Annotated in this window: 15 protein-coding genes; 6 read left to right on the top strand and 9 right to left on the bottom strand. The window is 59.5% G+C overall.

Annotated features, from left to right (window positions below):
* Positions 1–93 precede the first annotated feature (93 nt).
* Positions 94–984, bottom strand: a complete 891-nt coding sequence (locus tag KTAU_RS15505) for a lysophospholipid acyltransferase family protein (RefSeq protein WP_151729245.1) — start codon at positions 982–984, stop codon at positions 94–96.
* A gap of 3 nt (positions 985–987) precedes the next feature.
* The gene (locus KTAU_RS15500) at positions 988–1350 is read right to left on the bottom strand and encodes an ArsR/SmtB family transcription factor (RefSeq protein WP_151729244.1); all 363 of its coding nucleotides are present in this window, start codon (positions 1348–1350) and stop codon (positions 988–990) included.
* A gap of 919 nt (positions 1351–2269) precedes the next feature.
* Here KTAU_RS15500 and KTAU_RS15495 point away from each other — a divergent pair.
* Positions 2270–2449: a hypothetical protein gene (locus KTAU_RS15495; RefSeq protein ID WP_151729243.1), complete on the top strand. Its 180-nt coding sequence runs from the start codon at positions 2270–2272 to the stop codon at positions 2447–2449.
* Positions 2450–2686: 237 nt separating this feature from the next.
* On the opposite strand, the gene KTAU_RS15490 is transcribed toward KTAU_RS15495, so the two are convergent.
* The gene (locus KTAU_RS15490) at positions 2687–4072 is read right to left on the bottom strand and encodes a glucosaminidase domain-containing protein (RefSeq protein ID WP_151729242.1); all 1386 of its coding nucleotides are present in this window, start codon (positions 4070–4072) and stop codon (positions 2687–2689) included.
* A gap of 453 nt (positions 4073–4525) precedes the next feature.
* On the opposite strand from KTAU_RS15490, the gene KTAU_RS15485 reads away from it, so the two are divergent.
* Both KTAU_RS15485 and miaA read left to right on the top strand, forming a co-directional pair.
* Positions 4526–6841: a serine/threonine-protein kinase gene (locus tag KTAU_RS15485; RefSeq protein WP_170293334.1), complete on the top strand. Its 2316-nt coding sequence runs from the start codon at positions 4526–4528 to the stop codon at positions 6839–6841.
* Positions 6842–6861: 20 nt separating this feature from the next.
* Positions 6862–7800: a tRNA (adenosine(37)-N6)-dimethylallyltransferase MiaA gene (gene miaA / locus KTAU_RS15480; RefSeq protein ID WP_151729240.1), complete on the top strand. Its 939-nt coding sequence runs from the start codon at positions 6862–6864 to the stop codon at positions 7798–7800.
* Positions 7801–7983: 183 nt separating this feature from the next.
* Here the strand turns inward: miaA and KTAU_RS15475 are convergent, their stop codons facing one another.
* Both KTAU_RS15475 and KTAU_RS15470 read right to left on the bottom strand, forming a co-directional pair.
* The gene (locus tag KTAU_RS15475; protein ID WP_151729239.1) at positions 7984–11766 is read right to left on the bottom strand and encodes an AAA family ATPase; all 3783 of its coding nucleotides are present in this window, start codon (positions 11764–11766) and stop codon (positions 7984–7986) included.
* A gap of 207 nt (positions 11767–11973) precedes the next feature.
* Positions 11974–13413, bottom strand: a complete 1440-nt coding sequence (locus KTAU_RS15470; protein WP_151729238.1) for a metallophosphoesterase family protein — start codon at positions 13411–13413, stop codon at positions 11974–11976.
* Positions 13414–13807: 394 nt separating this feature from the next.
* On the opposite strand from KTAU_RS15470, the gene KTAU_RS15465 reads away from it, so the two are divergent.
* Complete coding sequence (locus KTAU_RS15465; RefSeq protein WP_170293333.1) at positions 13808–14464, top strand: HD-GYP domain-containing protein; 657 nt, start codon at positions 13808–13810, stop codon at positions 14462–14464.
* Positions 14465–14618: 154 nt separating this feature from the next.
* On the opposite strand, the gene KTAU_RS15460 is transcribed toward KTAU_RS15465, so the two are convergent.
* The 4 genes from KTAU_RS15460 to KTAU_RS15445 form a co-directional block, all read right to left on the bottom strand.
* Positions 14619–15389: an iron-sulfur cluster-binding protein gene (locus KTAU_RS15460; protein ID WP_151729237.1), complete on the bottom strand. Its 771-nt coding sequence runs from the start codon at positions 15387–15389 to the stop codon at positions 14619–14621.
* Between the two features lie 39 nt (positions 15390–15428).
* Complete coding sequence (locus KTAU_RS15455) at positions 15429–16187, bottom strand: amino acid ABC transporter ATP-binding protein (RefSeq protein WP_151729528.1); 759 nt, start codon at positions 16185–16187, stop codon at positions 15429–15431.
* Positions 16188–16304: 117 nt separating this feature from the next.
* On the bottom strand, positions 16305–17096 hold the full coding sequence (locus KTAU_RS15450; RefSeq protein WP_151729236.1) for an amino acid ABC transporter permease: 792 nt from the start codon (positions 17094–17096) through the stop codon (positions 16305–16307).
* A 376-nt stretch (positions 17097–17472) separates the two neighbouring features.
* Positions 17473–18333 carry an ABC transporter substrate-binding protein gene (locus KTAU_RS15445; RefSeq protein ID WP_228026491.1) on the bottom strand — a complete coding sequence of 287 codons (861 nt, stop codon included), beginning with the start codon at positions 18331–18333 and terminating at the stop codon, positions 17473–17475.
* A 498-nt stretch (positions 18334–18831) separates the two neighbouring features.
* Between KTAU_RS15445 and KTAU_RS15440 the strand changes: the two genes are divergently transcribed.
* Together KTAU_RS15440 and dnaG are read left to right on the top strand one after the other, a co-directional pair.
* Positions 18832–21270 carry an amylo-alpha-1,6-glucosidase gene (locus tag KTAU_RS15440; RefSeq protein WP_151729234.1) on the top strand — a complete coding sequence of 813 codons (2439 nt, stop codon included), beginning with the start codon at positions 18832–18834 and terminating at the stop codon, positions 21268–21270.
* 1701 nt (positions 21271–22971) lie between these two features.
* Positions 22972–25125 (top strand): DNA primase, encoded by a 2154-nt coding sequence (gene dnaG / locus KTAU_RS15435; RefSeq protein ID WP_151729233.1) that lies wholly within the window; start codon positions 22972–22974, stop codon positions 25123–25125.
* Positions 25126–25179 lie beyond the last annotated feature (54 nt).

Genomic DNA, 25179 nt, shown 5'->3' with positions numbered 1-25179 from the left:
TCTGCGCCTTTGCTGTCGCGTCGCCCGAGCTGCCTTTCTCTCTCTGGCCGCTCTCGCACAATGCAGAGAGCAGTCAGGCGGTTTTCTCCGCCGCTAGGGATCAGCAGCAGGCCAGAAAGGGCGAAACATATACCACTGGTCGGGATAGCTACGGACCATCTCCTCTAGCGCATCAAAGATATATTGGGTCAGGCGCACGACTTCGGCCTCGCGGTCTCCCTCAGTCTGAGGGAAGACAGGGGGAAAGGCGCGCATATAGTGCTGCCCCCGTCTGCCGTACCAGACGAAACCAGACATAATCGCAGCGCCAGTCCTTACTGCCAGCCTTGCCGCACCAGCGGGCACATACGTTGTGCGCCCGAAGAATCTCACGGGAACGCCTTCGTTCTCCATCAAGGGGCGATCGATCACAATGGCCAACATCTGATTTTGCTGCAGAACACGCAACATCGGTCGGACCGAGCGCTCCATGGGGATAATGACGATCCCTTTATCCTGGCGTTGCTTTTGCACCAGGGCATTCAGCTGGGGATCGGCGAAGGTTTCGGCGATGGCCGAGAAGGGTACCTCGCGGGCGATAATGGCGCCGGCCAGGTCCCAGTTGCCAAAATGAGCGGTGGTGAGAATCACACCGCGACCGGGTTGGAGCGCTTGCTGAAGATATTCACGCCAGGAGGAGGCTCCCCGCGTCAGGTCGCGCCCCTGCCGCTCAATGGCTTCGATGTCGAGGTGGGCGAAGCTCAAGAAATCTGAGGCGTAGCGCCCGTAGTTGCTCCAGGAGGCGCGCGCCAACCGGCGCACAGCGCGATCGCTGGGAGGGCGGCCCAGGATCTGAGCCATATTGCGCTGCGTCACCCGGCGTTTCGAGCGCCAGGCCAGGTAACTTGCCGTTCCAACTGTCGCCCCGATGGCATGGCGCAAAGGCCGGGGTGTACGCCCCGCGAGCGCACTTGTGCCACGTGCCAGCCAGTAGATGACAGACACCGGTTACTCCTCCAGGTTGACTTCAGCCGCCGCCTCCACTCTGGAAACGCTCCCGACGGGCAGCGTTGCCAGCACGAACCCGGGATCGACCAGTTGCTGCAGCCGCTGCAGGCAATACTGAAAGCGCTCTTTATCCAGTGAACAGTAGACCTGGCGTCCGGCGCGACGCATGCGCGTCAGCCCAGCGCGCTGTAGCTTCCGCAAATGCCAGGAAACCAGGGGCTGGCTGATCTCCAGAGCGTCTGTGAGCGCAGTGACCGTCATCTCCGGCTTCCGCGCCAGGTGGTAAATGATGGTCAGGCGCACCACATCCGCCAGCGCTTTCATCATGGTTTTCAGTTCACGCCAGTCACTCGATCTGTCCAAGTCGATCCTTCTTTGCGTGCGCAGACGATTTTGTATAAATCTTTGTTTATATACTAACGCGTGTCGGCAAGGCTGTCAAGATGGGAATTGGGGCAGCAGAGCTGCAGGAGCGCTCCTTGAGCGCTCTCTCGCGGTAGAGATCGACCAGCTCTGCTGTAAACATAAACACACCGTCAGCGGAGGAGGGCAGACCCTCTGGAAAGAGCGGCCCTGGGAAAGTTTGCAGAGGCGAGGAGGGAGATCGACAGATCCAGGAGAGCAAAGCAGCCTGAGCAGGAGCGGGGAAGCAGATAAAAACAGCCGGAAGTGGAGCGCCTTCATAACCACTTCCGGCCTTCTCTATCCATGAGCATGCCTCCTGACGATCTTTGGCCAAGCAGGCCATGAGCCGATAAACCAGGCAGGCTCACGGACCGATACAGCAGACAATAATTAGTGGGTGACCAGGGACTCGAACCCTGAACCTAGCGAGTGAAGCAGACAGCCAGCCCTGCCTGACGGCAGAAGTCTCAAGCCGGGACTACACCAGGTCCGGCCTGGATCACGCTGGTTATCCCCTCCCGAACCGGACGTGCACCTTTCAATGCATCCGGCTCTCCAGAGAAGCGCCTGAAGACACTTCTCCTGCGCCCCTTCCCCATGTATCAGCCATTACGCTGATCGTTTGAGTACTATGGGCGCTCCGTCACCATGAGCCACAGGGGCTGAGAAAAACCCTGTAACTTTTAGGTGATCCCGTAGTTCCCACAACGCCCCGCTCCGTACGTAGGTCTCCCTTCATGGACAATCGCCTACCTGATGGGAGCATTTGCCAGCCCTCCTAATCACAGCTGACAACACCAGGGCAGGCTATCGAGGGATTCAACCCCTGGCGGGCTTGACCATATACGGCCTAGCTGCCGTTGAAGGAGCTGGCATCATGCGATCGGCTCTCTCCACCTCGGGGGCGAGTGAGCGCGACGCTGAGATGCTGGAGACTCCCAACAACGACTTTTCCATCATGCTGTTGTCCCCCGCTACCTTTCGGCGCGAGGTAAGATGGCGCTTTAGCCACGTCTGCTCCAGTGGCGTCGGGTCTCTCCCGACAGGGACGCTGTGAGCACAACGGCGCACTTAAGAGTCGCTTGCTCTACCGATTGAGCTAGTCACCCAGCTTTACAGTGAATCCGCAGCCCCGAGCTTGCTTCGGATGCTGCGGTGGCACTGCACAGTGAAGGATAGCATATCTGGCGCTTCCCGTCAAGTAGGGAAGAGGCTGTTGGCCAAAGTCAGTCAACGATGGCCTCTTCCTCTTGCCAGGAAAGAGGGGAGAACAAGCAGGGGCGGCTTGGCCTCCTCACTCTCTCGTCTCTGAGCGAGCAGCCTGCGCGCTAGAAGGCAGGGGATGGCCAGAGCCGTAACGGCTCAAGAGGCCGCTACCCGGGCCTGTGCTCCGTCCAGCGAGCAAAGGCACAGCTACTGGAGCTGGCTGGATAGGAGACGCAGGGGCGGGGCCTGCCGGTATTGGCTGCAGCTCTGGCAGGTGGGAGAAAGGGCCAGGCCAAGACCCGCTGTGGCTGGCGGCAGCCAAGAGAGCTTCGTGGGTTTCAGGCTGAGCTGGTAGATTCCAGAGCGGCAAAGCATCTGTATCGCGTCCTGGCAGCGAGCCAACCAGGCTGGTGAGAGATGTTTCTGCAGCAGTCTGGATAGGCACGGTGGCGAGTACCAGCGTATCGGTGACCGGCTCCGGCTTTGACCCCACTTCTGCCGATGCGCTGCCCAGCAAGGCGGTCAGGAGACGCTGGCGGCGGCGCAACCAGATGGCAGCGAGAGCCAAGGCCAGCGCAGAGCTTAGGCCGAGGACGACCACGACAGCGTTCTGTCCGCTCGGCTTGTTCAGCTCGTTCGCCGCAGAGGTCGCCGTTATCGCCGGAGCAGAGGAAGCAGTGGAGAAAGAGACAGTCGGCTGAGGCTGACTATCCTCTCGCTCCGCATCGGCCTGCTGCCCGCTCTTGTTCTGTAGGGTTGTGGCAATCTTATACTTCAACGTCGCCGGCGTTGGGGTTGGCGTTGGCGTTGGTGGCGGAGCCTCATTGCGATAGATGGTCATCAAATTCATGACCTTAGCTGCCCAAGAACCCGAGCTAGACGTCCCAACGTAGGGGCCGGCGATCAGATAAACGGTCGTCAGTCCGCGAGCGATATAGCGCTGCTGCACGATTGAAAACCAGTCCTGAATAGCCGCGGCATAGGAAGGATAGATAGTATAGCCACCGGCATCGCTTGGATAGCTTGCGCTGGCACGGACGCCGCCAGGATTATGGTCGCCCAGGCCAACCCCTGCCGCTCCCTGGTTCGTTTCGACGTACCAGACGGCCAGGGCAAAGGCATCGTCGATATTGGTCTGGCGGGCCGCTTCTTCAACTACCTGACCGGTGCCAGCCATAGGGGTCGACGCCAGAATAGTGTTGACGGTCTCCGCTGGCAACGTTGGCGGTCCCAGCACGCTGGCGCTGCTGGCCTGGCTGCCGGTGCTACCGTTCATGATTTGCCAGGTCAGAACCAGTGCCCCGACGAGTAACAGCGCCAGGCTGATCAGCATGGCCTGCAGCGAACGCCGGAGGTGTGGCTGTGGAAATGCCGGCTGAACAGTCTGAGTGATCAGCTTGCTCTTCATCATATTCCCGTTATCGCTGAAGCCAGCGAGGCGAGCCACTCCCTCACAACATCTCTGCCAGGCCACACTCACGCCTCACTGCAGATTCCAGCGTAGATCAGATCGCTGAGATCAGTCCCTTGCTCCCTATCCCCTGTTCTGAAAGCTTACCCATGACTTTGGGCCTGATCCTGGCCCTGTCCGTTATTGACGTTTTTCAGGATGATCTTCTTTACCAGATTTTGCAGCTCTCAAACGTTGTAGAGCAGGACAGACGCCCGGCGACTTTCTCCTTTCCTACGCAAGCAGGAGCGGTCGGAAGGCCGAGAGCATCTATGCTGATTGTACCATGCAGCGCGAATTTACTTGTATCAATAGCATCCAGCATAGGTAGTATCTCCCATAAATGGTATGCTATACTGGAATGCACGAGAGCCACGAAGGCGCTGCAGGCCCTCTACCTGGCCGGGTCTGGCCGGTCAAGAGCGGCCAGGAGGTTAAGCTGGCCCGGCGGCGCCGGCGATGGACCGAGGAGCATTGATGTCCGTGAGGAGAGACAGGGGGTTCGCCATCAGTCCCATCAGTCCACAGAACGGTCAGGGGAATGCCCAGACGGGACGCCTGGGACGCAATACCCTGCTCCACAAGCGCTACATCATCCTGCGTGTGATCGGCCAGGGGGGCATGGGAGCAGTGTACCAGGCGCGCGATACGAAGCGGGGCGAGATCTGCGCGGTGAAGGAGATGAGCCTCTCTTCCGTGCCGCCTAGCGAACAGGGTAAGGCTCTGGAGAATTTTCTGGCTGAGGCTACTATTTTATCGCGCCTCAGCCACCCTAACCTTCCCGCCTTTACCGACTTCTTCAGCGAGGGTGAGCGCCATTTTCTGGTGATGGAGTATATCGATGGGCAGACGCTGGAGGAGCTGCTGGAGGAGAACGGTGGGCCTTTCTCTGAGCGGCGCGTGTTGGGTTGGGCTCGTCAGCTCTGCGATGTCCTGGAATACCTACACAGCCAGCAGCCGCCGGTGATTTTCCGCGACTTGAAGCCGGGCAATATTATGCTGCGCCGCGACGGGCGCATCAAGCTGATCGACTTCGGTATCGCCCGGCTGGTGCGTCGCTCTTCCTCGCAAGATACCCAGCTGCTGGGCACGCCCGGTTTTGCTCCTCCAGAGCAGTATGGCAGCGCTCAAACAGATCAGCGCTCCGATATCTACTCACTGGCGGTGACGCTCTTCCAGCTTTTGACGGGCGCACTGCCCGAGAAGGGTTTTGGCCTGCCAGATGCGCGCACACTGAACCCAGCGGTCTCGTCAACAGTGGCGCGAGCGCTGGAGAAAGCGGCCTCTCTCGATCCCAACGATCGCTACCCAAGTGTGGCCGTTTTCCGTCGGGCTCTCTTCCGTGTGGGGACATTACCTTTTGAGAATGGTCAGGAGGCCACGACACCAGAAGAGCTGGCAGAGTTGTGCGCTCGCTTTCCCGAGGAGGGGGCTGACTACCTGTTCAATGGGGAGATCGAGTCATGGCTCGAGGAGATCGGCGAGAGCGATCTGGCCCGCAAGGTGCGCCGCTTACGGACGACGACCGGTGATCCCGAGCTGGGCGTTGAACGACTGGTCCAGCTGATTATGGGACCAGATGCCCACTTACGCACGAAATTCCAGAGATCCGTTAGTGCCACAGCGTCCGCGGCCTCTGAGGCAGCGCGTGGGCGTCCCCCTGCACGTCCGCGCAAGGCACCGCTGATGATTGTGCGCCCGGCCACGATTAATTTTGGCCAGGTTTACCCGGGCCTGTCTGCTCCTATGTTGCTCACGATCACGGGCAATCAGGGTTCGGTTGTTCAGGGTACCATCCAGCCGGTAGAGCCGTGGATTATCGTGGATCAGACGCGCTTTGATGGAATGAGTACATTGGTGCGTGTGCGGGTCGATAGCAGCCAGCTTGCCGGCTCGCAGCGCTATAGCGGTACCATTGTGATTACGCCTCTGGGCGAGACGGCGGGAAAGCCAGCGGAGGTGAAAGTGGAGGTGGAGGTTATGAATTATACCGTCACGGGGCCGGTGTCGGCTAGCGGGACAAGAACGGCCAGCGGTCAGGTCTCTGGCAGCGCTGGCGCCGGCGCTGGCCAACGCTTGTTACCTCCCAGCCAACGCTCTGGTTCGATGACCCCAGCGCTGCCAGCCTATATCAATCCCCAGGACGAGGCTTACAAGGCGAAGTATGGCCAACCCGGTGGCTGGGACCTGCTACGGGCAAGTCCCGCTGAGCGCCGCCGGCTCTATTGGCTGCAGGTCTTTGCTGCAGCTTTGCTTACCCCCTCTCTGTTTTATGAGCTATTCTCGCAGCTGCCTTTCTTTTCTCATGCTCCTCTGCCTCCTGATCCAGCTTTCCTGCCGGCGTTGCTCGCAACACTACCACTGGCCCCACTGGGGGCCTTATTGCTGAACGCCGATCACCGCTGGCAGATGTCAGCGCTGATGAACCGTTTCTGTACGGGACTGGCCACTACCCTGGCAGCCCTTGGTCTGCTGGAGCCTGCCTGGCACAGCGTTTTCCAGGATGGGGCACCTGCCCTTCATGCCCTGACCTTGCTTGCTCTGGCCGCTCTGGCCGGTACCCTGGGCAGTAGCCAGTTTATCAGCAGTCGCCTGCTGGCCGGGGCGACCTGGGCGATGAAGCGCTTCCGCTTGCCAACGCTGGCCCTGTTGATGGTTACTGGCGTCAGCCTGGGCCTGAGCCTGGCATTGGGGACCAGTCTGAGCTTGCTGACACCGCTGGCCGTAGCCACGGGGGCTGCTGTGGCCCTGGCGTTGATCTTCCGCATCGATCGACTGATCGGGCATCCGTAGCTGTGGATGGGAAAGAGACAATGAGCGCCGCTGAGAGGGAACAGTCGCAGCGGAAAGGGAAAGTGGTGGTAGTGCTGGGACCAACTGCCTCGGGCAAGAGCGCCCTGGGTATTCAGCTCGCCCAGCGCTTCAATGGAGAAATCGTCTCCGCCGATTCGCGCCAGGTCTACCGCGGTCTGGATATCGGCACGGCCAAAGTGACGCCAGAGGAGCGAGCGCTTGTCCCTCATCACTTGCTTGACGTGGCCGACCCAGGCGAAGTTTACAGCGCCGCTCGCTTTCGCGAGGAGGCCCTGGCAGCGGTTGAGGCGATCTTAGGCCGTGGCAAGCTGCCCTTGTTGGTTGGTGGCTCCCCCCACTATATCCAGTTGGTAGTTGACAATCTACAGGTGCCCCAGGTGCCACCTGACCCAGAGCTGCGCCGTCAGCTTGAGCAACGTCCCCTTGTAGAGCTGGTCGCTGAGCTAGAGAGACGTGATCCACGCGCCGCGGCTCGCATCGACCGCCGCAACCCACGTCGAGTGATCCGTGCTTTGGAGGTCTGCCTTCTCACAGGCCGGCCCTTCTCCGAGCAGCAGGGGGTACCGGCTCCACTCTACGAGAGCCTTCTGCTGGGTATTCACTGGCCGCGGGCGGAACTCTATCGCCGCATCGATCAGCGCGTCGATGAGCGCCTGCGCCAGGGGATGGTCGATGAGGTTCGTCGTTTGCTGGCCCAGGGCGTTAGCCACGAGCGCCTGGAAGCCCTGGGGCTGGAGTACCGTTTTATCAGTCGCTTGCTGCGAGGCGAATACGAGAACGAGGCAGAGATGGCAGAACATCTAAAGCACGCGATCCATGATTTTGCCCGCCGCCAGCTGAGCTGGTTTCGGCGTGATCAGCGCATTATCTGGCTGGAAGGTGCTGACCTGGCGCGGGCCGAAGTCGAGGTAGAGCGTTTTCTAGAGGAGGGAGGATGACGGGGGAGGCAAGGATAGTAGATAGAGTAAGCGGAGGATCAGGAAGAGTCGTCAACACAGACTTGCCGTCCATCCAGGAGGAGTCTGCTCGCTGGGAGCAGCTTCCTCCTGGCGTTGGTTTTCGCAGAGCATTGGTCAGCCAGGCGCCGATGCCTTGCCTCGTTCTGAAGGTTCCTCGCAGCACTAGGCCACCACCGAGGTTGCTTCCGAGCTGGTTTCAGGTCCTTCTTCAGATGAGGGGCGGCTGCCATTGCCGTTGAGCGAGCTGCGCAGTGTTATCACTGGCAGGTTGCTCTCGACCACCTGTCCACCGTCGATCAAGAGATAGTAGGGGAACTGAGCGGGATCGAAAGCGCCGCTGTGTGAGATAAAGAAGATTTGCTCGAAGTGCTGTCCCAGCATCTCACCGGTCACCACTTCGACCACCGCCTGCGCTCGCCGCTGGTCGAAGGAGCTGAGCGGCTCGTCGAGGAGCAAAAAGCCTGGAGCGGCATTGAGCTCGCGTGGGAGGGCGGCGATCGCAAAGGCCAGACGCAGGGCGAAGGAAATCTGATCCGCCGCCCCGCTGGAGAGCGCATCGCGAGGGATATACTCGCCAGCTGCCGAATCCCAGACTCGCCAGCGCAGCGGCCCGCCGCTGGCGCTGCCCTCCTCCGGCTCGGTCACCAGCTGCACATCGTGATAGCGACCGCTGGTCAAGAGCGGCAGAATTTGTTGCATGTAGTACTCGATACGCGGGACCATCTTGCGCATCAAGCGCTCGATGACCGCCGCGATTAGCATGCTTCCACGCTTCTTGGTCTGATAGCTGCGTTCCTGCTGCTCCATGCGCTTGCGAGTCTGCTCCAGATCCAGCTGCCCGCCGCCAGTGCCGAGCTGCTGGCTAAGCTCCAGCTCCTCCTTCTCACGCTGCTGCAGCTCTTGCTCCAGACGCTCCCGCTCCTCTTCCAAACGCTGGCGATCGGCGACGCCATACTCGCCGACGAGAGGCCAGACTGCCACAATCTCCTCGCGCTGATAGCCCTGGGGGGCAGGACGGCCACGCAGCTCGAGCAGAGCGCGGATCTGCTCGCGGATCTCCTCGATCTCTTGCCGACACAGTTCGATCTTGGCCCGCGCAGCTCCTTCTTGCATCTGCAGCTGCTCCAACTCCTGCAGAATGCTCTCCTCACTGGCTGCCTGCAGCTCCTCCTGACAGCGTGTACGCAGACCGTTGAGCGTCTCGGCAAAAGGATTGGGCGGGATAATCCAGCTACCAAGCACCGTGCTGAACTTTGCAAGCTGCTGATAGTAGCCAGAGAGCGACTGTTGGCGCTCCTTGAGGAGGGCGGCGTAGTGCTCGCGGCGCCCCTGCAGTTCGATGCGGCGCCCGAGAGTAATATGGAGGGCCTCCAGCTCGCGGCGAGCCGCGCTCTCGGCGCTGCTGACCTGGGCCTGGCCGAACTGCAGGCCGAGGGGCTTGACACGCTGGCGCAGGGAATCTGTCAACTTCTGCAAGGCCTCTCTGAGAGCAGCCTGCTGCTCGCGAGCACGCGCCAACTGCTGAGGGGGATCGCTCGTCTGAAAGCGTTCGAGGCGCCCGAGGAGCACCTGCTTGCGAGTCTGGAGGCTTTCCAGCTCCTGCTCATAAGTCTTAATCTGCTCTTGTAGCTCGGTGATCGCGTCGATCTTGCCGTCGAGCGCGGCAATCTCCAGCTCGGCAGTTTTGAGTGCCTCCTCAATGATTGCCTGCAGCTCGGCATGCTTTGCAGGGGAATTGAAGACGTTGGCCTCGAAGGTGGGGATTGGCAGGCCCTCGTGACCCATCAACGTTGCCAGCTCATGGCGAGCCTGCTCTACAGCTACCAGGTCGCTGCGGAGTTTGCTGTGGATATCATCCCAATCTTTAGCCTGTGCCTCCTCCTCCAACTCGCTCGCTTGCTTGCGCAGCGTGGCGACTCTCTCAGCAGCCTGAGTCACCTGTGTACGCAGGATAGCCAGGCGCTCGCGGGCCTCAGCCAGGGCCTGCTGCTCATTGACAGAGGAGCGCTCGGCCTGGGCCTGTTCGATCACGCGCCGTGCTTCATCAGGCGAAGCCGGAACCTCAGCCCCAAGGTTCCGAATCTCCTCTTCGACGCGAGCCAGAGCTTCCTGACCGCCGTTAGCCCGGGCTGCCGCCTCACGGGTAGCCACCATTGCGCGGACATGATTGAGGGCCTCCTGCTCGCGCTGCAGAGCTTGTTGGACAGAGACACGAGCGCGACTATAGCGGATAAAGATGACTACAAAAGCGGCAACGCAGGCAGCCGCCAGTACAATGCCGATCACCGCCGGGACCAGAAGTTGCGAGAGCGCCCATATGAAGCTCAGGAGCGCGGCGATCCCGAAGCCGATTCCGGCCACAATCAGAAAAGCAAACAAGCGGCGCATCACGCTAAGAGTGGCGGCGGCCTCCTGATGGCAGCGCTCATGTTGCTGGTAAGCAGCGCGTACCTGCCGTTCAGCCTCGGTCAAGCCACGTAACTTATCGCGCAGGCGCAGCCATTCCTCTAACTGGCGTGCCAGATTCTGACGGCGCCAGCGCTCCTCATAGGTTGTGACCAGCTGCTCGGTCTGGCGCACCTCCTGCTCATAGCGAGCCTGTTCCTGTTCGGCCTCGCGCAGGAGACGGCGCGCATCCTCGATGCGGTTCTCCAGCTGCTCCGCCTGCTCGCGCGCCGCCAGGCGCTGGGCGTAGCGCTCCTCCGCCTGACGCAGTGTTTCCAAACGAGAGGCCAGATGACGCAGGCGCCGTAGCCGCTCCTCCAGGGAGGGTCGCCCGGCGCGGCGGCGCTCTTCCAGCTCGCTGCGTGTCAAGCGCGCCTGATCGAGGCGAGCCTGAGCGCGACTGATTTGCGCCTCCAACTGCTCAAGGCTCTCCTCAAAGGTTGTGCGCTCCTGAACCTCCTGCTCCAATTCCTTAATCGTATTCACTGTGGCCAGGAGGTCAGTAGCCATACGCTCCAGAGTACCGAACGAGCGCGAAAGATCTTCCAGCTCGCGCACGCGCTTCTCCAGAACCGGTAGCTCTTCACGTTCGCGTAGTTCCAGATCAGCAATCTGTCGGTCCAGCTCAGGCAACTCGCGGCGGGCCTCAGCCATCTCATCGTAGGCAGTAATCAGCTCAGCGAGGATTGCCTCAGCCTTCTTCAACTGCTGCACGCGCGCCTGGCGACTCTTCAGCTCAGAACGTTTCTGCTGGATAGTAGAGAGAGCGCTCTCCTGCTCAGCAATTTCTGCCTCTTGCTGCTCGATCTCGGCCAGATGCTCATTCACTGTGACAGCATCCAGGGCCTCCTCGACCTGGCCCAGCCTGGCACTTAGCTCAGGAATGCGGGCCTGCAGCTCAGCCAGCCGCAGGCGAGCAGCGCACTCACGCAGCTGCTCCTCATCCTCGGGGGTCAGGCGGAACTGCTCAGCCAGGCGAGTCAGCTTCTCCAGGCCCAAGAGGCGGCGCAGGGCCACCTCGCGCTCGCGGCCAGTGATCTGCTCAAGACGTTGGAGGCCCTTCTGCTCGATCAAGCAGGAATTGCGCAGCGTCTCACCATCGAGGCGGCCCAACTCTGCAATGATGCGCTCATTAGCAGCTCGCAGCTGAGTGATTGGCTCGCTCTCGGGCATGCCGAGGCGGCGGACCAAGAGCGAAACGCGCTGGCCGCTGCCGCGTTCAATAGTGCGCGTGATGGCCAGTTCAGTGGCGCCGACGGAGAGCGTCAGCTTGACTGTGGCCTCCGTCTCTCCGTACATAATGAGGTCGTCCAGCGCCCGTTTCTCCCGATGGGTAGTGAGTGGCTCGCCAAAGAGAGCAAAGTAGATACATTCAAAGAGCGTCGATTTACCAGCCTCGTTCGGCCCCTGGATCAGGATACTTCCGCGCTGGGGAAAGTGCAGATCTATTTCTCGCAAGAGCCTGAAACGCTCGACTGTCAGGTGTTTCAGAATAATCATTTCTGCTTCACTCCGTTCACACTCCTCTCGGGAGATGCGACGCTCTCCGCCGGTTTCTTGAGAGAGTTGAGCAGAGAGGCCAGCATGCTCGCCGCGATCCGCCCTTACGCTACCACATCTCCTTCACATAGCTCAGCGGTGCAGATCCTCCGACCAGCGAGCGCACCGATCAGGCGTCACAGGAGCGGGCGCTCAGAGCACTTCGCGCTAATGGATCTCATCTAGAGCAGTCAACAACACTTCTTTTGTCACCAACAGAGCTTTTTTCTCTTGTTCATCAGAGGCGGCAGCGATCCACTCGTCGGCCAGAGCAGCCAGCTCCTCGCGAGGAGAGAAACGCTCAGTGGTCTCAGCTGGGCCAGAGCTGGCGGAAGCCTCATGGTCAGGCATCAGGGTCAAGGCTGTGTCGTCGATGGCCAGGGAGAAAGCATGCTGCTCGCCGTAACGGCGGATCTGGTTCAGGTCGAGCTGATGATATTGCTGGCGCGTCAGCTCGCCCTCCAGCTTCAGCTGGACCATCGTCTGTTGATCGCAGAGAGGGCGCAGGCGCTCCAGAATTACTGCAGTGGGAGAGCCAGCGGTAGCAGAAGCAGAAGCCGCGGCCTCGGTTTCGCCGCTGGGCGCTCCTGCCCCTGTTGGTGGGGCTGGCCAGAGCGCGCTGGTCGGCACAACCAGGCGACGCAGGCGCACAGCCTCGACAGTGATATGTTTACACCAGCGGACGCCATCGCTCGCCAGACCGAGAAAGACAAAGCCAGGCTCGGCATCGGGGTCATTGAAATCAATATGCTGAGTTGGACCAGCCACGATCAGCTCGCACTGGCCGAGGCGCAACTGCTGAAAGGCATGGTGGTAACCGGCCAGGATATACTGGAAAGCTGTTTGCCGTGCCAACGTCGAGCGGTTCACCAGGGCCTGGGCTTCAGCAGGGACGGGTTCGGTGCCCAGGCCTTCAATGGGGGCATGGAGGATCAAAATACGGATCTGGGCACGCTCAAGCTCAGCGGCGGGACGAACGTAGGCCAGAGGGTCGCCTTCCTGGCCTGCGCGCACACTCAGACCACAGAGGCCGACCCGTAGCTGCCCGATCTCACAGAAGGCCGGCGCTAACTCGACGAGAGGCTGCCCGCTTCCCAGACTGGCGCCCGTAGCCATCGCCACGGATGGGCGGGAAGGGGGCGAGAGCGGTTCAAAATAATGGAGGGCGCCGAGGCGAGCGAAGCTCAAGTGAGGTGCTGGCAGCGCTCCCTCGGCGAGGGCCCGGCCCAGCGGTGGCGTATCGTGCAAACCACCGACCATAAACGTGCGCACACCCGCCTGACGGAGCTGAACCAGACGCTCGGCCACGAAGCTACGTTCATGCTCAGCCGGATTCAACGAATCGAAAAGATCTCCGGCCTGGATGAACAGATCGACGCCCTGGCCAATCGCGAAATCCACCGCCTGTTGAAAGGCATGCCGTAGCTGGCGCGCTCGCTCCTCGCGCCGGCGCATCGGTTGGCCAGCGGCAGCGCCCAGATGGTTATCTGCCGTCAGAACCACCGTGATCACATCGCGCGGGCGCGACACCGCATCCTGCTCCTCATTCGCCTGCTGCTCAGGGTCCAGCCTCTTGTCTGAACCCTCCTCCACAAGTTCTTCTGTCATCGCAAGCTACTTCCAACTGAACTGAGAGACGATCTTACTGCCGTGCAACAAGTCGCAGTGATCTTTCCTGCACATAGAATGGATGGTAAGAGGAGTCTATCATAAATTATGACGATTAAAAAACAGGCGGCCCGGAAAGAGGGACCATTTGGGGGATGAGCAAGCGGCCCGCGTTCCCATAGGGAAGCGGGCCGGTCCCAGGCGACTGGCCAGGCTGGCTCGCGTGGCTTTCAGGAAGAGCAAAATAGCGGACGAGTGACACAAAAGTACTGCCTGAAAACAAGAGCTTGGGCAGACAGCAAGTGAAAACATTACTATATTATATGATTCATCGTCTTGCACTCATTCTCTTTACCGTTATCCATTGTGGGCTTAGAGGGAGTAGAGCAGAGTGGTGGCAGTCAAAACCCTGAAGGATGGCAGGGAGAGCAGAGAGATTCTGCTAGCCTTTGCCAGGAGCATAAAGGAGCGCGATCTCGTAACCTACGAGCACTCGCGCCGGGTTGCTGTCTATGCCTATCGATTGGCGAGCAAGCTGGGGTGGGAGCACGGCCAGGCCCGTGATCTGGCCCTGGCGGCTTTGGTCCATGATCTGGGAAAGACCTGGATCGCCAACGAGATTTTGCACAAGTCCGCCGCCCTCTCCGCCGAGGAACGGCGCAAGATGCAGCGCCATCCGGTCATCGGGGCTCGCATTTTGATCGGGTGCGATGTGGACCCGTTTTATGTTGAAACGGTCTTGTATCACCACGAGCGCTGGGACGGCCAGGGCTATCCATCAGGACTGCGCGGCGAGGCTATTCCCCTGAGTGCGCGTATTCTGACGGTGGCCGACGTTTACGATGTCTTGACCTCGCAGCGCCCCTACAAGGAGCCATTTTCGTCAGAGATGGCTCGCGAGCGTATTGGGCGTGATGCCGGTACCAGCTTTGATCCAACGGTGGTCGCAGCCTTTGTGGAGCTGCTGGATACTACTCCGAATTTCCTTCTTCCCTGTCAGCCAGCAGACCTGGATCAGCTCGCTGAGATCACCTTGTTACAGCTGCCCTGATTCCCCTATCGCTTCATTCGGTTGCTTCTGGCGGTCGGGCTGGGGGAGGAGCCGGGCGGAGGGGAAAGGGTCAGGCAGGTCGACAGCTGCACTGACCAGTGAGCCGGTGATCCACTAGCTCACTGGTCAGTGGTCCGCTGGCCGGTTTCTCCTCTCAGCCCTGCATAAGGATCTGCAGGTCAAAGATTGGCCCCTCCTGGCAGATGAGGCGCGGGCCTCGACTGGTCTCCAGAGCACAGGCCAGACAGGTACCAGTACCGCAGACAAGGGGTTGGAGCACGGCAACCTGGGCGAAGCCCGGGCGGCGCAGGCGTTCGAAGCGTCGACGGAGCTGCAGCGCCGTTTCACGTGAAACGCCCAGACAGACGGCATCGGCCCAGCTGAGATAGTCCCCCAGCACTGTCAAGAGCGTGCGCTGCTGACCCGCACCGCCGTCGCTCGTCACCAGATGGTACTCGACTTCTTCCGGTAACAGTGCAGCCGGATAGCCTTCTGGCAGCTGCGTTACTTCTTGAACAAGGGTCACTGCCAGCCCCTGCTCGCTGGCGCGCTGAGCCAGCAGCGCCAGTGTCACAACACCGAAGCCCTCAGCGACCAGTAGCAGCGTACTCAGGCGGGGCGGGAGCCGCCAGCCCTGGCCTAATGGGCCTAGCAGGTCCAGCTTCTCCCCTGTGGATCGCCTCGCCAGCCAGGCTGTACCACGCCCACGCACCTGGAGCAGAATACGACAGCGCTCGCCCTCGATGCTGTGCACAAAGAAAGGTCGGCGCAGCAGCGGGTCAAACGACCCTTCCTCAGCACAGCGTACCATGCAGTACTGGCCCGGACGCACCGCCTGAGCGAGCGCCGGCGCCTCTAGCTCTAGCAAGTGCAGCCCCTGCCGCAGCATCCGGTTTTCTGCCAGTGTCGCCCGGTAAAGACGCATACCTGCTGTGCTCCTCCTGCTCACCAGATAGTGCTTCTCCTAATCTGCGGCAATGAGGCCGAGAAAATTACGGGTACGCTCGTTCTGCGGATTATCGAAGATCTGCTCAGGTGGACCTTCCTCTACAATTACTCCGTGATCCATAAAGATCACGTGATCGGCTACATCGCGAGCAAAACCCATCTCATGGGTCACCACCACCATTGTCATGCCTTCCTCCGCCAGCTGGCGCATGACCTTCAGCACTTCGCCCACCAGCTCGGGATCAAGGGCCGAGGTTGCCTCGTCGAAGAGCATCAGCTTGGGTCGCATGGCCAAAGCCCGTGCAATGGCCACTCGCTGCTGTTGACCTCCCGAGAGCTTATGAGGATAGACGTGGGCTTTCTCTTCCAGGCCCACCTTGCGCAGCAACTCCATCGCCTGGGCAATCGCCTCGTCGCGTGGTATGCCCAGTACATGAACGGGAGCTTCGATAATGTTCTCCAGGGCTGTCATGTGGGCAAAGAGATTGAAGCGCTGGAAGACAAAGCCGATCTGAGCGCGCATCTTTGCAATCTCAGCTTCCCTGGCCTCGACCAGTCGTCCATTAACCAGACGGTAGCCGACAAGTTGCCCATCAACGTAGATGCGGCCACTGTCGATCTTCTCAAGGTGATTAATGCAGCGCAGCAAGGTTGTCTTGCCGGAGCCGCTGGGGCCGATGATCACCACGACCTGCCCACGCTTCACCGTCATACTGACATTATTGAGGACGAGCAGGTCGCCGAAGCGCTTTACTGCCTGCTCGACACGAACCATCTCCGCGCTCTCAGTGACTTGAGGCACAGCGGATGGGAGTGGTGGCTCTTGCTCCTGATAACCATTATAGCTTTGCTGCTGCGTCACTGGTAGGACCTCCTTTCAAGCACACACGCCTTAGCGCGCTCCTCCATGTCCACCAGCGATCAACTCGCCAGACTCCAACGGTGGATTGCCAAATCCCAGGACTCGCTGGGTCCAGCTCTTCTGCCCTGGGCGCCGACCTGGCCGTCCACCCTTGGCCGCGTACTCGGGGTCCAGCCGACGCTCGATCCAGCGCTGGAAGTAGTCCCACAAGGTAGTCAGCAGCAGGTAGTAGACGGTTGCCACGATCAGCAGCTCAAAAATCGAGAAAGTTGGTGCCCCAAGGATCTCGGCGGTACCAGTCAGCTCTTCCAGCCCAATGACTGAAGCGATCGAGGTGGTCTTGAGCATATTGTTGAATTCGTTGCCGAGCGGAGGGATGATGACCCGCGCTGCCTGCGGCAGAATAATGCGGCGCATAGCCAGCCAGTAGCGCATGCCCAGAGCACGCGCCGCCTCCATCTGCCCTGGGTCGACCGAGCTGATGCCCGCCCGGATGATCTCCGACATGTAGGCTGCCTCATTTAAAGAGAAGGCAATCAATATGCAGGTGATCTGACTGAAGAGCAGGCCGGGGACCAGCTTGGGCAACCCATCCCAGAGCAAGAGCACCTGGACAAGCAGCGGGCTGCCGCGGAAGAACCAGACATAAACTTGTACGGGGAAGGAGAGCCACTTGAAGCGTGACATGCGCATGAGCGCCAGAAACAGACCGAGGACCACGCCGGCAAGCTGGGCAACGACAGAGAGCCAGAGCGTGGTCCAGGCAGCCTGGAGAAAAAAGGGCGAAACAATGAATTTCCAGACGGCATCCCAATCGAACATGGCGGGGATCTCCTTGGGTCGTTAGATCCGGCAGGCAAGAGCCTAGCTAGCGCTGGACGCAGAGCGAGCCGAGCCAACTGAGCATGTCTTCCTACCTCTGGCAGCTGAGTCATCCTTGCTGGTCTGCTTGGACCAGCAGATTTCCTCACTTATGATAGTGTACTGCAGAAGCGGGGAGTCCCTGCCACCCTTTTTCCTATCAGGGCGGCGAGAGAGAGGCAGCCAGCTGTGGTAGCGGCGGCCCCGCTCCAGTCGGCAACAAGCTCACTCTGCCCAAGCCCTCAGCCTCCAGCACGAACCATAGGAGTGGGCCAACCAAACGCCAGGTGAGATGAAGGAGGCTGAAGTAACATGCGCGAAGAGCCTGCCAGTGAGGCTAGAGGAGGATACGCCGCTCCATTAGAGCAATAGCGCCGCTGGTCAGCCCCCACTTGTCGATGAGCTGCTTGTAGGTGCCATCGCTGCGCATGGCGTCAAAGGCGCCCTTGACAGCATTGTAGAGAGCTGTATCCCCTTTGCGGAACATAATCCCCTCGGGGGCCGCATTGACCACCGAGCCGCCCACCTCAAACTTGCCTGGATTCTGCTTTAAATAATAGTCAGTCACTGGCGAATCCTGATAGGTGGCAACCACACGATGGTTGGCCAGCAACTGGACGACTTCCGTTTGATCCTTGAGCACCGTCAGATGGATGGGAGGCTTGCCAGCCTTGGTGCAGTTCTGCGAGGCCGTCTGCAGATCAGTCTGCTCCACTGTACCAGTCTGAACGCCAACATTCTGGCCACAGAGTTGATCAACGCTCGTGATGTGTAGCGGATTGCCTTGCTCGACCAGGAGCGACTCGCCGGCATTGAAGTAGGGGATGAAATCAAACTTCTTCTGACGATCGGGATTGATCGTGACTGCCGAGATCACGAGGTCGAAGCGTCGGGCCGAGAGGTCATCAAAGATGGTGTCGAAGCCGTCAGTGACCACGTGAACCTGCAGCCCCAGGCGCTTGGCGATCTCCGTGATGAGATCGATATCGAAGCCCTTGGGCTGGTTGGTAGCTGGATCAATGAACTCCTGAGGTGGATAGGTTGTATCGCTACCGACCGTGAGAACGCCCGGTGTAATGAGGCCGTATTTGTTGCTCGCATTGCCCCCGCCGCTCGCGGGCGCTGACGAACCACCGCAGGCGGCCAGGGCCAGGGCGAAGATGAGCACAATGCCCAGCAAGATCCCACTTCGTAGCACTCGCCGGCTTCCTGCCCTGCGGACTGGAGAGGATACCATGCAGACACCTCCTCTGGTTAACAGAACGACATGGGGTGCAAAGGATATGCGCAGTGTAGCATAGCTCGACTGTTATTGACAAGCTCCCGGTTTGATCGCAGACCTGGACGCCCGTCGACATAATACAAGGTAGAAAGGAGGCCAAGACCGTTGCGCAGGATCAAGGTCAAGGCCCACCTCGGGAAGATGAGCAATCTGCACTCGCTCGGGGCTTTACACTGGCACTCTCTGCATTGTTATATACGCCCCGCCTGGGAGGATTGTCACCCGAGGCTCATTTGTGCAACGCCAGAAGAACAATCCTTTTACATTGTAGGAAGGACCGTGTGAAAAACGCTGCTTCCTGGCACTTATTATGCTACACTAAATAAGGGGTGCTGTGAGGCACAACGTACAGGCAGAGCATGATGCCCAGCGGGGAGAGCCGCGTATCATTGAAGAGGGCCTGGAGGGTCCACGATGCCCATCACATTTGATCGCCGTATCTGTTGTGACCTGAACGAGACCATTTCGCGCGAGTGGCTGATTACGAACGGGCTGGGAGGTTATGCCGCCGGCACTGTCTCCGGCGTGCTGACACGCATGCAGCATGGTCTGCTGGTCGTCCCAATTGAGCAGAAGGCCCCCCCCCAGCTATTGCTGGCTAAGATCGATGAGGAGGCCGTCTTTGATCAGCGCACCTACTATCTTGGGACGAACGAGTACCGTGATGGCACGCTCAGCCCCGCCGGCTTTGTTCATCTGGAGGCCTTTCGTTTAGAGGAAGGTTTCCCAGTCTTTCTCTATCGCATTGGCGGCCTCGATGGGGTGATGTTAGAGAAACGGATCTGGATGATTCCCGGCCAGCATACGACCTGCATCCAGTATCGCCTTTCGCGCAATCATGAGCAGCGCAGCCTCGGCTCGGAGAGCGAGCGCGTGCGTGTGGCGACCTCAGCCTCGGGTTCGACCAGCCCTCCTGTCTATCAGCGCACATATCTGCGCTATCGTGCTTTGGATCAGCATATTTTGGAACTGACCCTGCTGCCATTCTCTGCCTACCGTCCTTTCGACTGCCCCCAAATCGGTCACAACGACTGGCACTTTCAAGTAGAAGTACACCATAGCAGTGAGCAGCAGCCAGGGGCCGCGTCGGCCTCATGGTCAGGGGGCCAGCTGCTCTTTCCACGCGGCGTGACAGGCTGCACCATTCGGGCCTCCCAGGATGCTCAGCCCTATCACCTGTTCATCGTCGGCCATCCCGACAGTCAACCTCTGTTTATTCCGACAGGGGTATGGTACTGGCACTTCCTGCGTCGCGTTGACCGTGATGCCGGACGACCTGCAGTGGACGATCTCTACCTGCCGGGTGTCTTTCGTGCGCGTCTCTGGCCAGATGAGGAGGCGACGCTGACCATTGTGGCCACGACTGAGGACCCTGCTCTGTTGACGCTGACGCCCAACTATCTGGCCCTGGCCTACCGGCGGAGCATCGAGCAGCAGCGCGCTCTGCTCCAGCCACAACGCTACTTTGGCGAAGGCGGAGAAACCTCCCATCGCCTTCAGGTACTGCCTCTAACAGGAACCACCAATCCTCAGCGCGAGGGCGAGGAGTTTCTGCACCTGCTTGTGCAGGCAGGAGATCGTTTTCTAGTTCGTCAGCGGCCAGCTCGCCTGGTCAGCCTGGGCCACGGGCCTTACGGCAGGCCACTGGCGGATCAGGAAGCAGAGCGCTTCTCGATCCTGTCAACGTTCTATGGACTGGAGGAGTACACACGCGATGCGCTGATCGCTCTGCCCGGGTTGATGCTGGCCACCGGACGCTTCGACGAGTGCCGCCGCTTGCTCCGAGGACTGGCACGCCACTTTAAGCAGGGCTTGCTGCCGGATCGTTTACCACGCACTGGCCAACGCCTCAACGAGACAGACTACTGCAACGTTGATGTGACGCTCTGGTACCTTTATGCCCTCGACCACTATTTCCGCTTCAGTAGCGATGAAGAGCTGATTGCCGAGCTTTATCAGCGCCTGGCGGAAAGCCTGCTCTGGTACCTGGAGGGAACTCTGCATGGGATCCAGGTTGATCCACATGACGGCTTGTTGAGAAGCGCCAGCGCTCACCAGGCCCTGACCTGGATGAACGCTTATCTCAACGGAAGTCCGGTCACGCCTCGCACTGGCAAGGCGGTCGAGGTCAATGCCCTCTGGTATCATGCCCTGGCGCTAATGGAGGAGTGGTCGGCATTAGTCCGCGGACGCGGCGGGAACACGTATCTGAGCGGGCGCTTTCAGGAGCTGCGCCAGCGCTGCGAAGAGGGGTTTCAGCGTTTCTGGTATGCCGAGGGCCGCTATCTTTATGATGTGCTCGATGGACCCTCCGGCCATGACCCTAGCTTGCGCCCTAATCAGCTGCTGGCCATTTCCTTGCGCCATACGGCCCTCGTCCCTGTCCACCGTCTTGAAGTGCTAGAGCAGGTCACGCGCCATCTGTTGACCCCCTATGGGCTGCGTACGCTAGCCCCCCACGATCCTGCTTATCGCGGACGACTGGGCAGGAGCAGCGACGAGCAGCGCCAGGCCCTCTATCAGGGCAGCGTCTGGACATGGTTAATCGGCCCCTATATCGAGGCTCTCTTGAAGCTCGATGGTCGGAATAGAGGAGAGGAGCCAAACCACGGCAACGCTACCCCACTGGGGCAGGAGTACATCTGGCGCCAGGGCTTACGTGCGCTGGAACCATTTCTCCACGAGCTGGGTCAGAATATGCTCGGCATGATCAGCGGCGTTTTCGATGGCGATCCTCCTCACCACGCAGGCTATCAGGCCGCCAGCGCTAGCGGTGTCGCCGAGCTACTGCGGATCTATAGCTATTTAGCCCAGGCTGGAGCTGGTCACCTGGTTCCCGCTCTCTCGGTGTAAGAGTAGCGTTTCACCAGCGTTCTACCATTTTCACAGTTCCCTGCAGATAGTTTTATACACACTCCAGGCAGGTTATCCACAGGCAATGTGGATAACCTGTCGATAAAGTTTTCTCACTCCGCTCACTTTTCCACACAAGCTGGCAGCATTTCTGAGTTATCCACAGGTTTTGTGGATAAGTTTTCCACATCGGTCATCATAACCTGTTGTGTCAGGACATCCTTCTCTCCAGTTATCCACCGATTCTGTGGATAACTTTTCCACACTATCCACACAAGCTGGCGGCTTTCCAGGGTTTTCCACAGAATCGGTGGATAACTTTTCCACAAGTTATCCACAGCCTCCCATAAAACGTCTAGTTGGACCTCATACGTCCGACACATTCGGACAAGAGGACAGGCACTTATCCACCGATTCTGTGGATAAGTTTTCCACATCGGTCATCATAACCTGTTGTGTCAGGACATCCTTCTCTCCAGTTATCCACCGATTCTGTGGATAACTTTTCCACACTATCCACACAAGCTGGCGGCTTTCGCCAAGGCCATTGACCGCCTGTTTGCCTGCCGCGGGAAGTGACAAAGGAGGCCGCCAGCCTTCAAGTTAGATCGCCGCTTCACTATTCCACTTTTAAAGCAGAGATATCCACAGCATTGGTGGATAAGCTGGAGGGAACAGTGGATAAATAGCAGCAGCTCCTACTTTATCCACAGGTTTTGTGGATAACTTTTCCACATCGGTCATCCTGACCTGTTGTGTCAGGACATCCTTCTCTCCAGTTATTCACCGATTCTGTGGATAACTTTTCCACATTATCCACAGGGTATTTCCTGGCTCTCTGACTTCTCCACGCCACCTGTGGAAAACTTATCCACAGGCCCTGCGTGGTCTCCCTCGTCATCCACAGCCTGCTTGTCATTTATCCCCAAGTTTTCCACCACTTTTGCACAGAGCGAGCGGCGTTTCTCAGCAAAATAACATTCATGTCAAGTTGCGCGCCGCTCCGCTTCCAGAGCCATTTCAGCCAGCGACGTCTCTTAGAGAATCAGCCTCATCTGACCGGGGTTATCCACATTTCCACAGGCCCTATTACTACTGCTACCCATATCCATCTCTTTATGATAGATGGATATAACAGTAGTAGGGGCTGTGGAAATGTGGATAACTGCCACGGCGCCATTACCTCTGCCCGGCCACAGAAGAGCGAAGCGTTGCAGAAATGCAACCCGGCTCTGCTGGGGTTGCTCTCCGGGGTTGGCTGGGGGGACCTGGCTGGGCAGTCTGGCCACGCTCGCAGGGTGGGCGAGCTGCGGTGCTCCCTCCTTGCCCCGAGGTAATCCTGCGGTGTCTGCTTGTCGCCGGCGACCGTCGAACCCGGATGAAACCTTGTTCCCCAGGAGCGCGACTTTCCCGACAGTAGCTCGTTATATCTCTAGGGATGGCAGAGAGAGGGCGGACCTGACTGGCGAATGCTCTTGCTCTTTGTCAGCCGGAGCCTGGAGCGGCTGTGGCAAGGACGGATGTGGCACGTGCTTCCCTCCCTCCCTCAGTGCGATGTCTTCTGGCGGTACTCGCTTGCTTCCCTCGCAATGAAGCGATAGCGTAGGCGGGAGAGGGCATCGCCTGTCCGATCGGTGCCCTTGTGTAGGACGAAACTCTGAGCGTGACAACAGCAACGTCGTCGCTTGCTGAGGGCGGCCAATGTCTTCTTCGATCATCGAAACTATCAAAGCGCGCCTCGACCTGGTAGATGAAGTTGGCCAGGTTGTGAAGCTCCAAAAAACGGGCCGGGCCTTCAAGGCCCTTTGCCCTTTTCACAACGAGCGCACACCTTCCTTCTATGTCTTTCCAGAGTCGCAGCACTGGCACTGCTTTGGCTGCCACGAGAGCGGCGATATTTTCACCTTTGTACAGAAGGCCCAGGGCCTTGATTTTCCAGAGGCCCTGCGCTACCTGGCCGAGAAGGCCGGCGTCTCTCTCGATGAGCAGCCCGGCTATGATGCGGCCCAACAGCGCGAGCTGGCGGCTCAGCGCGAACGGCTGCGCCAGCTTAACGAGGACGCTCAGCTCTGGTTTCATCAGGCCCTGCTGCGCTTGCGCGAGGCGGCCCCAGCGCGGGCCTATCTCCAGAGTCGCGGCCTCACTGGGGAGACCGTCATAGCCTTTGGCCTGGGGTACGCTCCCGACAGCCGCGATGCTCTCTGTCGTTATCTTCTCTCCCAGGGCTATAGCGAGCAGGAGCTGGTCAGTGCCGGCCTGGCTCGTGAGCCGGAAGATGGGCAGGGTCTTTATGATTACTTCAGGAACCGCATTATTTTCCCGATTCGGGACCCGCGAGGTCAGGTGATTGGCTTTGGCGGGCGCGCCCTGGGCGACGGCCAGCCCAAGTATCTGAATACACCCCAGACGGCGCTCTTCGAGAAAAATAGCGTGCTCTATGCCTTCGACCGTGCCAAGGAGGCTATCAAGCAGGCCAACCAGGTGATCATTGTCGAGGGTTATATCGACGCCATTATGGCTCACCAGTACGGAACGCGGCAGACTGTGGCCTGCATTGGCAGTGCGATCACTGAAAAACACATTCAGCAGATCAAAAAGTTGGCGCGGCGCATTACTCTGGCCTTAGACCCCGATGCCGCCGGCATGGCTGCTACAGAGCATGGTATCCAGGAGGCGCTTCGCTCATTAGAGCGCACGATTGTTCCTGTCCCGCTGCCGGTTCCGCGCCAGGAGCGCCGTGGTCAGGCGGGGGGCGCCAGGGCCATTATTCGTCTGGAGGAAGAGGTAGATGCCCAGATCGATGTGCTCTTGCTGCCCGCAGGCCAGGACCCTGATGAGGTGATCCGCCAGAACCCGGCCCGGTGGGAGGAGGCCCTCGCTCATCCGTTACCTTTGGTCGATTATTACTTTGTAGCCAAGACCGCGGATCTGGATCTGCGCCAGCCGAGAGACCAGGCATTGGCGGCGCGACGCCTGCTCCCCATCATTGGCATGATCAGCGATCGCGTCAAACGCGATGCCTATGTGCGGAAGCTAGCAAGGATGATCCATGTCGATGAGCAGAGCCTGTATAATGAATTGCAGCGTAGCCTGCGTGGCAGACACCCGAGCGTGGCCGAGATCGTAGTGCCCGCTGAGTCAGGTAGGAGGGAGGTGGATGGCAGCAGGAAAGGGCGAGGACGGCAGCGTCAATCACCACAGGCTCCAGCTCCGCTACCCGCTCGGCCTGCGCTTGCGCAAACTGGCCTGGACCCCAGCGGGAAAGCTAAAACTGAGACGCTGTCCCCAGCCTCATCCGCCGAGGTAGAAGATGCCAGAGCGGGCGCCCTCGCCGGCGCCCGGGTCAGCGCTGGCCCCGACGGCAAAGGCCTGGCGCTTGACAGAGGAGGCCTGGATAGAGTAGAATGGGAAGACTACCTGATAGGGCTACTCCTCCAACATCCTGGTTTAAGTCAACATGTTTGTGGTATAATAAACGATGGTGACTTTATCGGGACGGACACGCGGGAGTTGTACCACTTTCTCAACTCTCTTTATCAACGTGGCTCTTCCTCTTTCCATCAACCCTTAGAGCAACTGTTACCTTCCGCGTTGCTGGAAACGGCGGCCCGAGCGCAAAGGCGCGTCGAGGCAGCGTCTCCGCTCGATGGAGCAGGACTGATCAAAGCGGCCACCCAATGCGCCACCCGCTTGAAGCGCATGCGGCTGATGCAGCTCAATACAGAGCTGCGCTATTTGATCCAGGAAGCCCGGGAAGCCGGGGACCTGGCCGCAGTGCACGAGCTGGAGCATCAGCTGCAGGAAATCCACCGGCAGATCCGCGAGATTCACTTGAGGACGAATCTGCAGGGATGAAAATCCTCAAGCCTGGATGTTATATGGGTGATGTGGAATAAGCCTGGGCAGGGT

This window comes from Thermogemmatispora aurantia, from assembly GCF_008974285.1.
GTDB classification, from domain to species: domain Bacteria; phylum Chloroflexota; class Ktedonobacteria; order Ktedonobacterales; family Ktedonobacteraceae; genus Thermogemmatispora; species Thermogemmatispora aurantia.
The sequence above is the reverse complement of the archived record's forward strand: the minus strand, read 5'-3'. Positions and strand labels throughout refer to the sequence as shown.

Bases quoted from the DNA above. Each gene is read 5' to 3' on its own strand.
- KTAU_RS15495 (WP_151729243.1), top strand. From the start codon at position 2,270: ATGCGATCGGCTCTCTCCACCTCGGGGGCGAGTGAGCGCGACGCTGAG.
- KTAU_RS15485 (WP_170293334.1), top strand. From the start codon at position 4,526: ATGTCCGTGAGGAGAGACAGGGGGTTCGCCATCAGTCCCATCAGTCCA.
- miaA (WP_151729240.1), top strand. From the start codon at position 6,862: ATGAGCGCCGCTGAGAGGGAACAGTCGCAGCGGAAAGGGAAAGTGGTG.
- KTAU_RS15475 (WP_151729239.1), bottom strand. From the start codon at position 11,766: ATGATTATTCTGAAACACCTGACAGTCGAGCGTTTCAGGCTCTTGCGA.
- KTAU_RS15470 (WP_151729238.1), bottom strand. From the start codon at position 13,413: ATGACAGAAGAACTTGTGGAGGAGGGTTCAGACAAGAGGCTGGACCCT.
- KTAU_RS15460 (WP_151729237.1), bottom strand. From the start codon at position 15,389: ATGCGTCTTTACCGGGCGACACTGGCAGAAAACCGGATGCTGCGGCAG.
- KTAU_RS15455 (WP_151729528.1), bottom strand. From the start codon at position 16,187: ATGGTTCGTGTCGAGCAGGCAGTAAAGCGCTTCGGCGACCTGCTCGTC.
- KTAU_RS15450 (WP_151729236.1), bottom strand. From the start codon at position 17,096: ATGTTCGATTGGGATGCCGTCTGGAAATTCATTGTTTCGCCCTTTTTT.
- KTAU_RS15440 (WP_151729234.1), top strand. From the start codon at position 18,832: ATGCCCATCACATTTGATCGCCGTATCTGTTGTGACCTGAACGAGACC.
- dnaG (WP_151729233.1), top strand. From the start codon at position 22,972: ATGTCTTCTTCGATCATCGAAACTATCAAAGCGCGCCTCGACCTGGTA.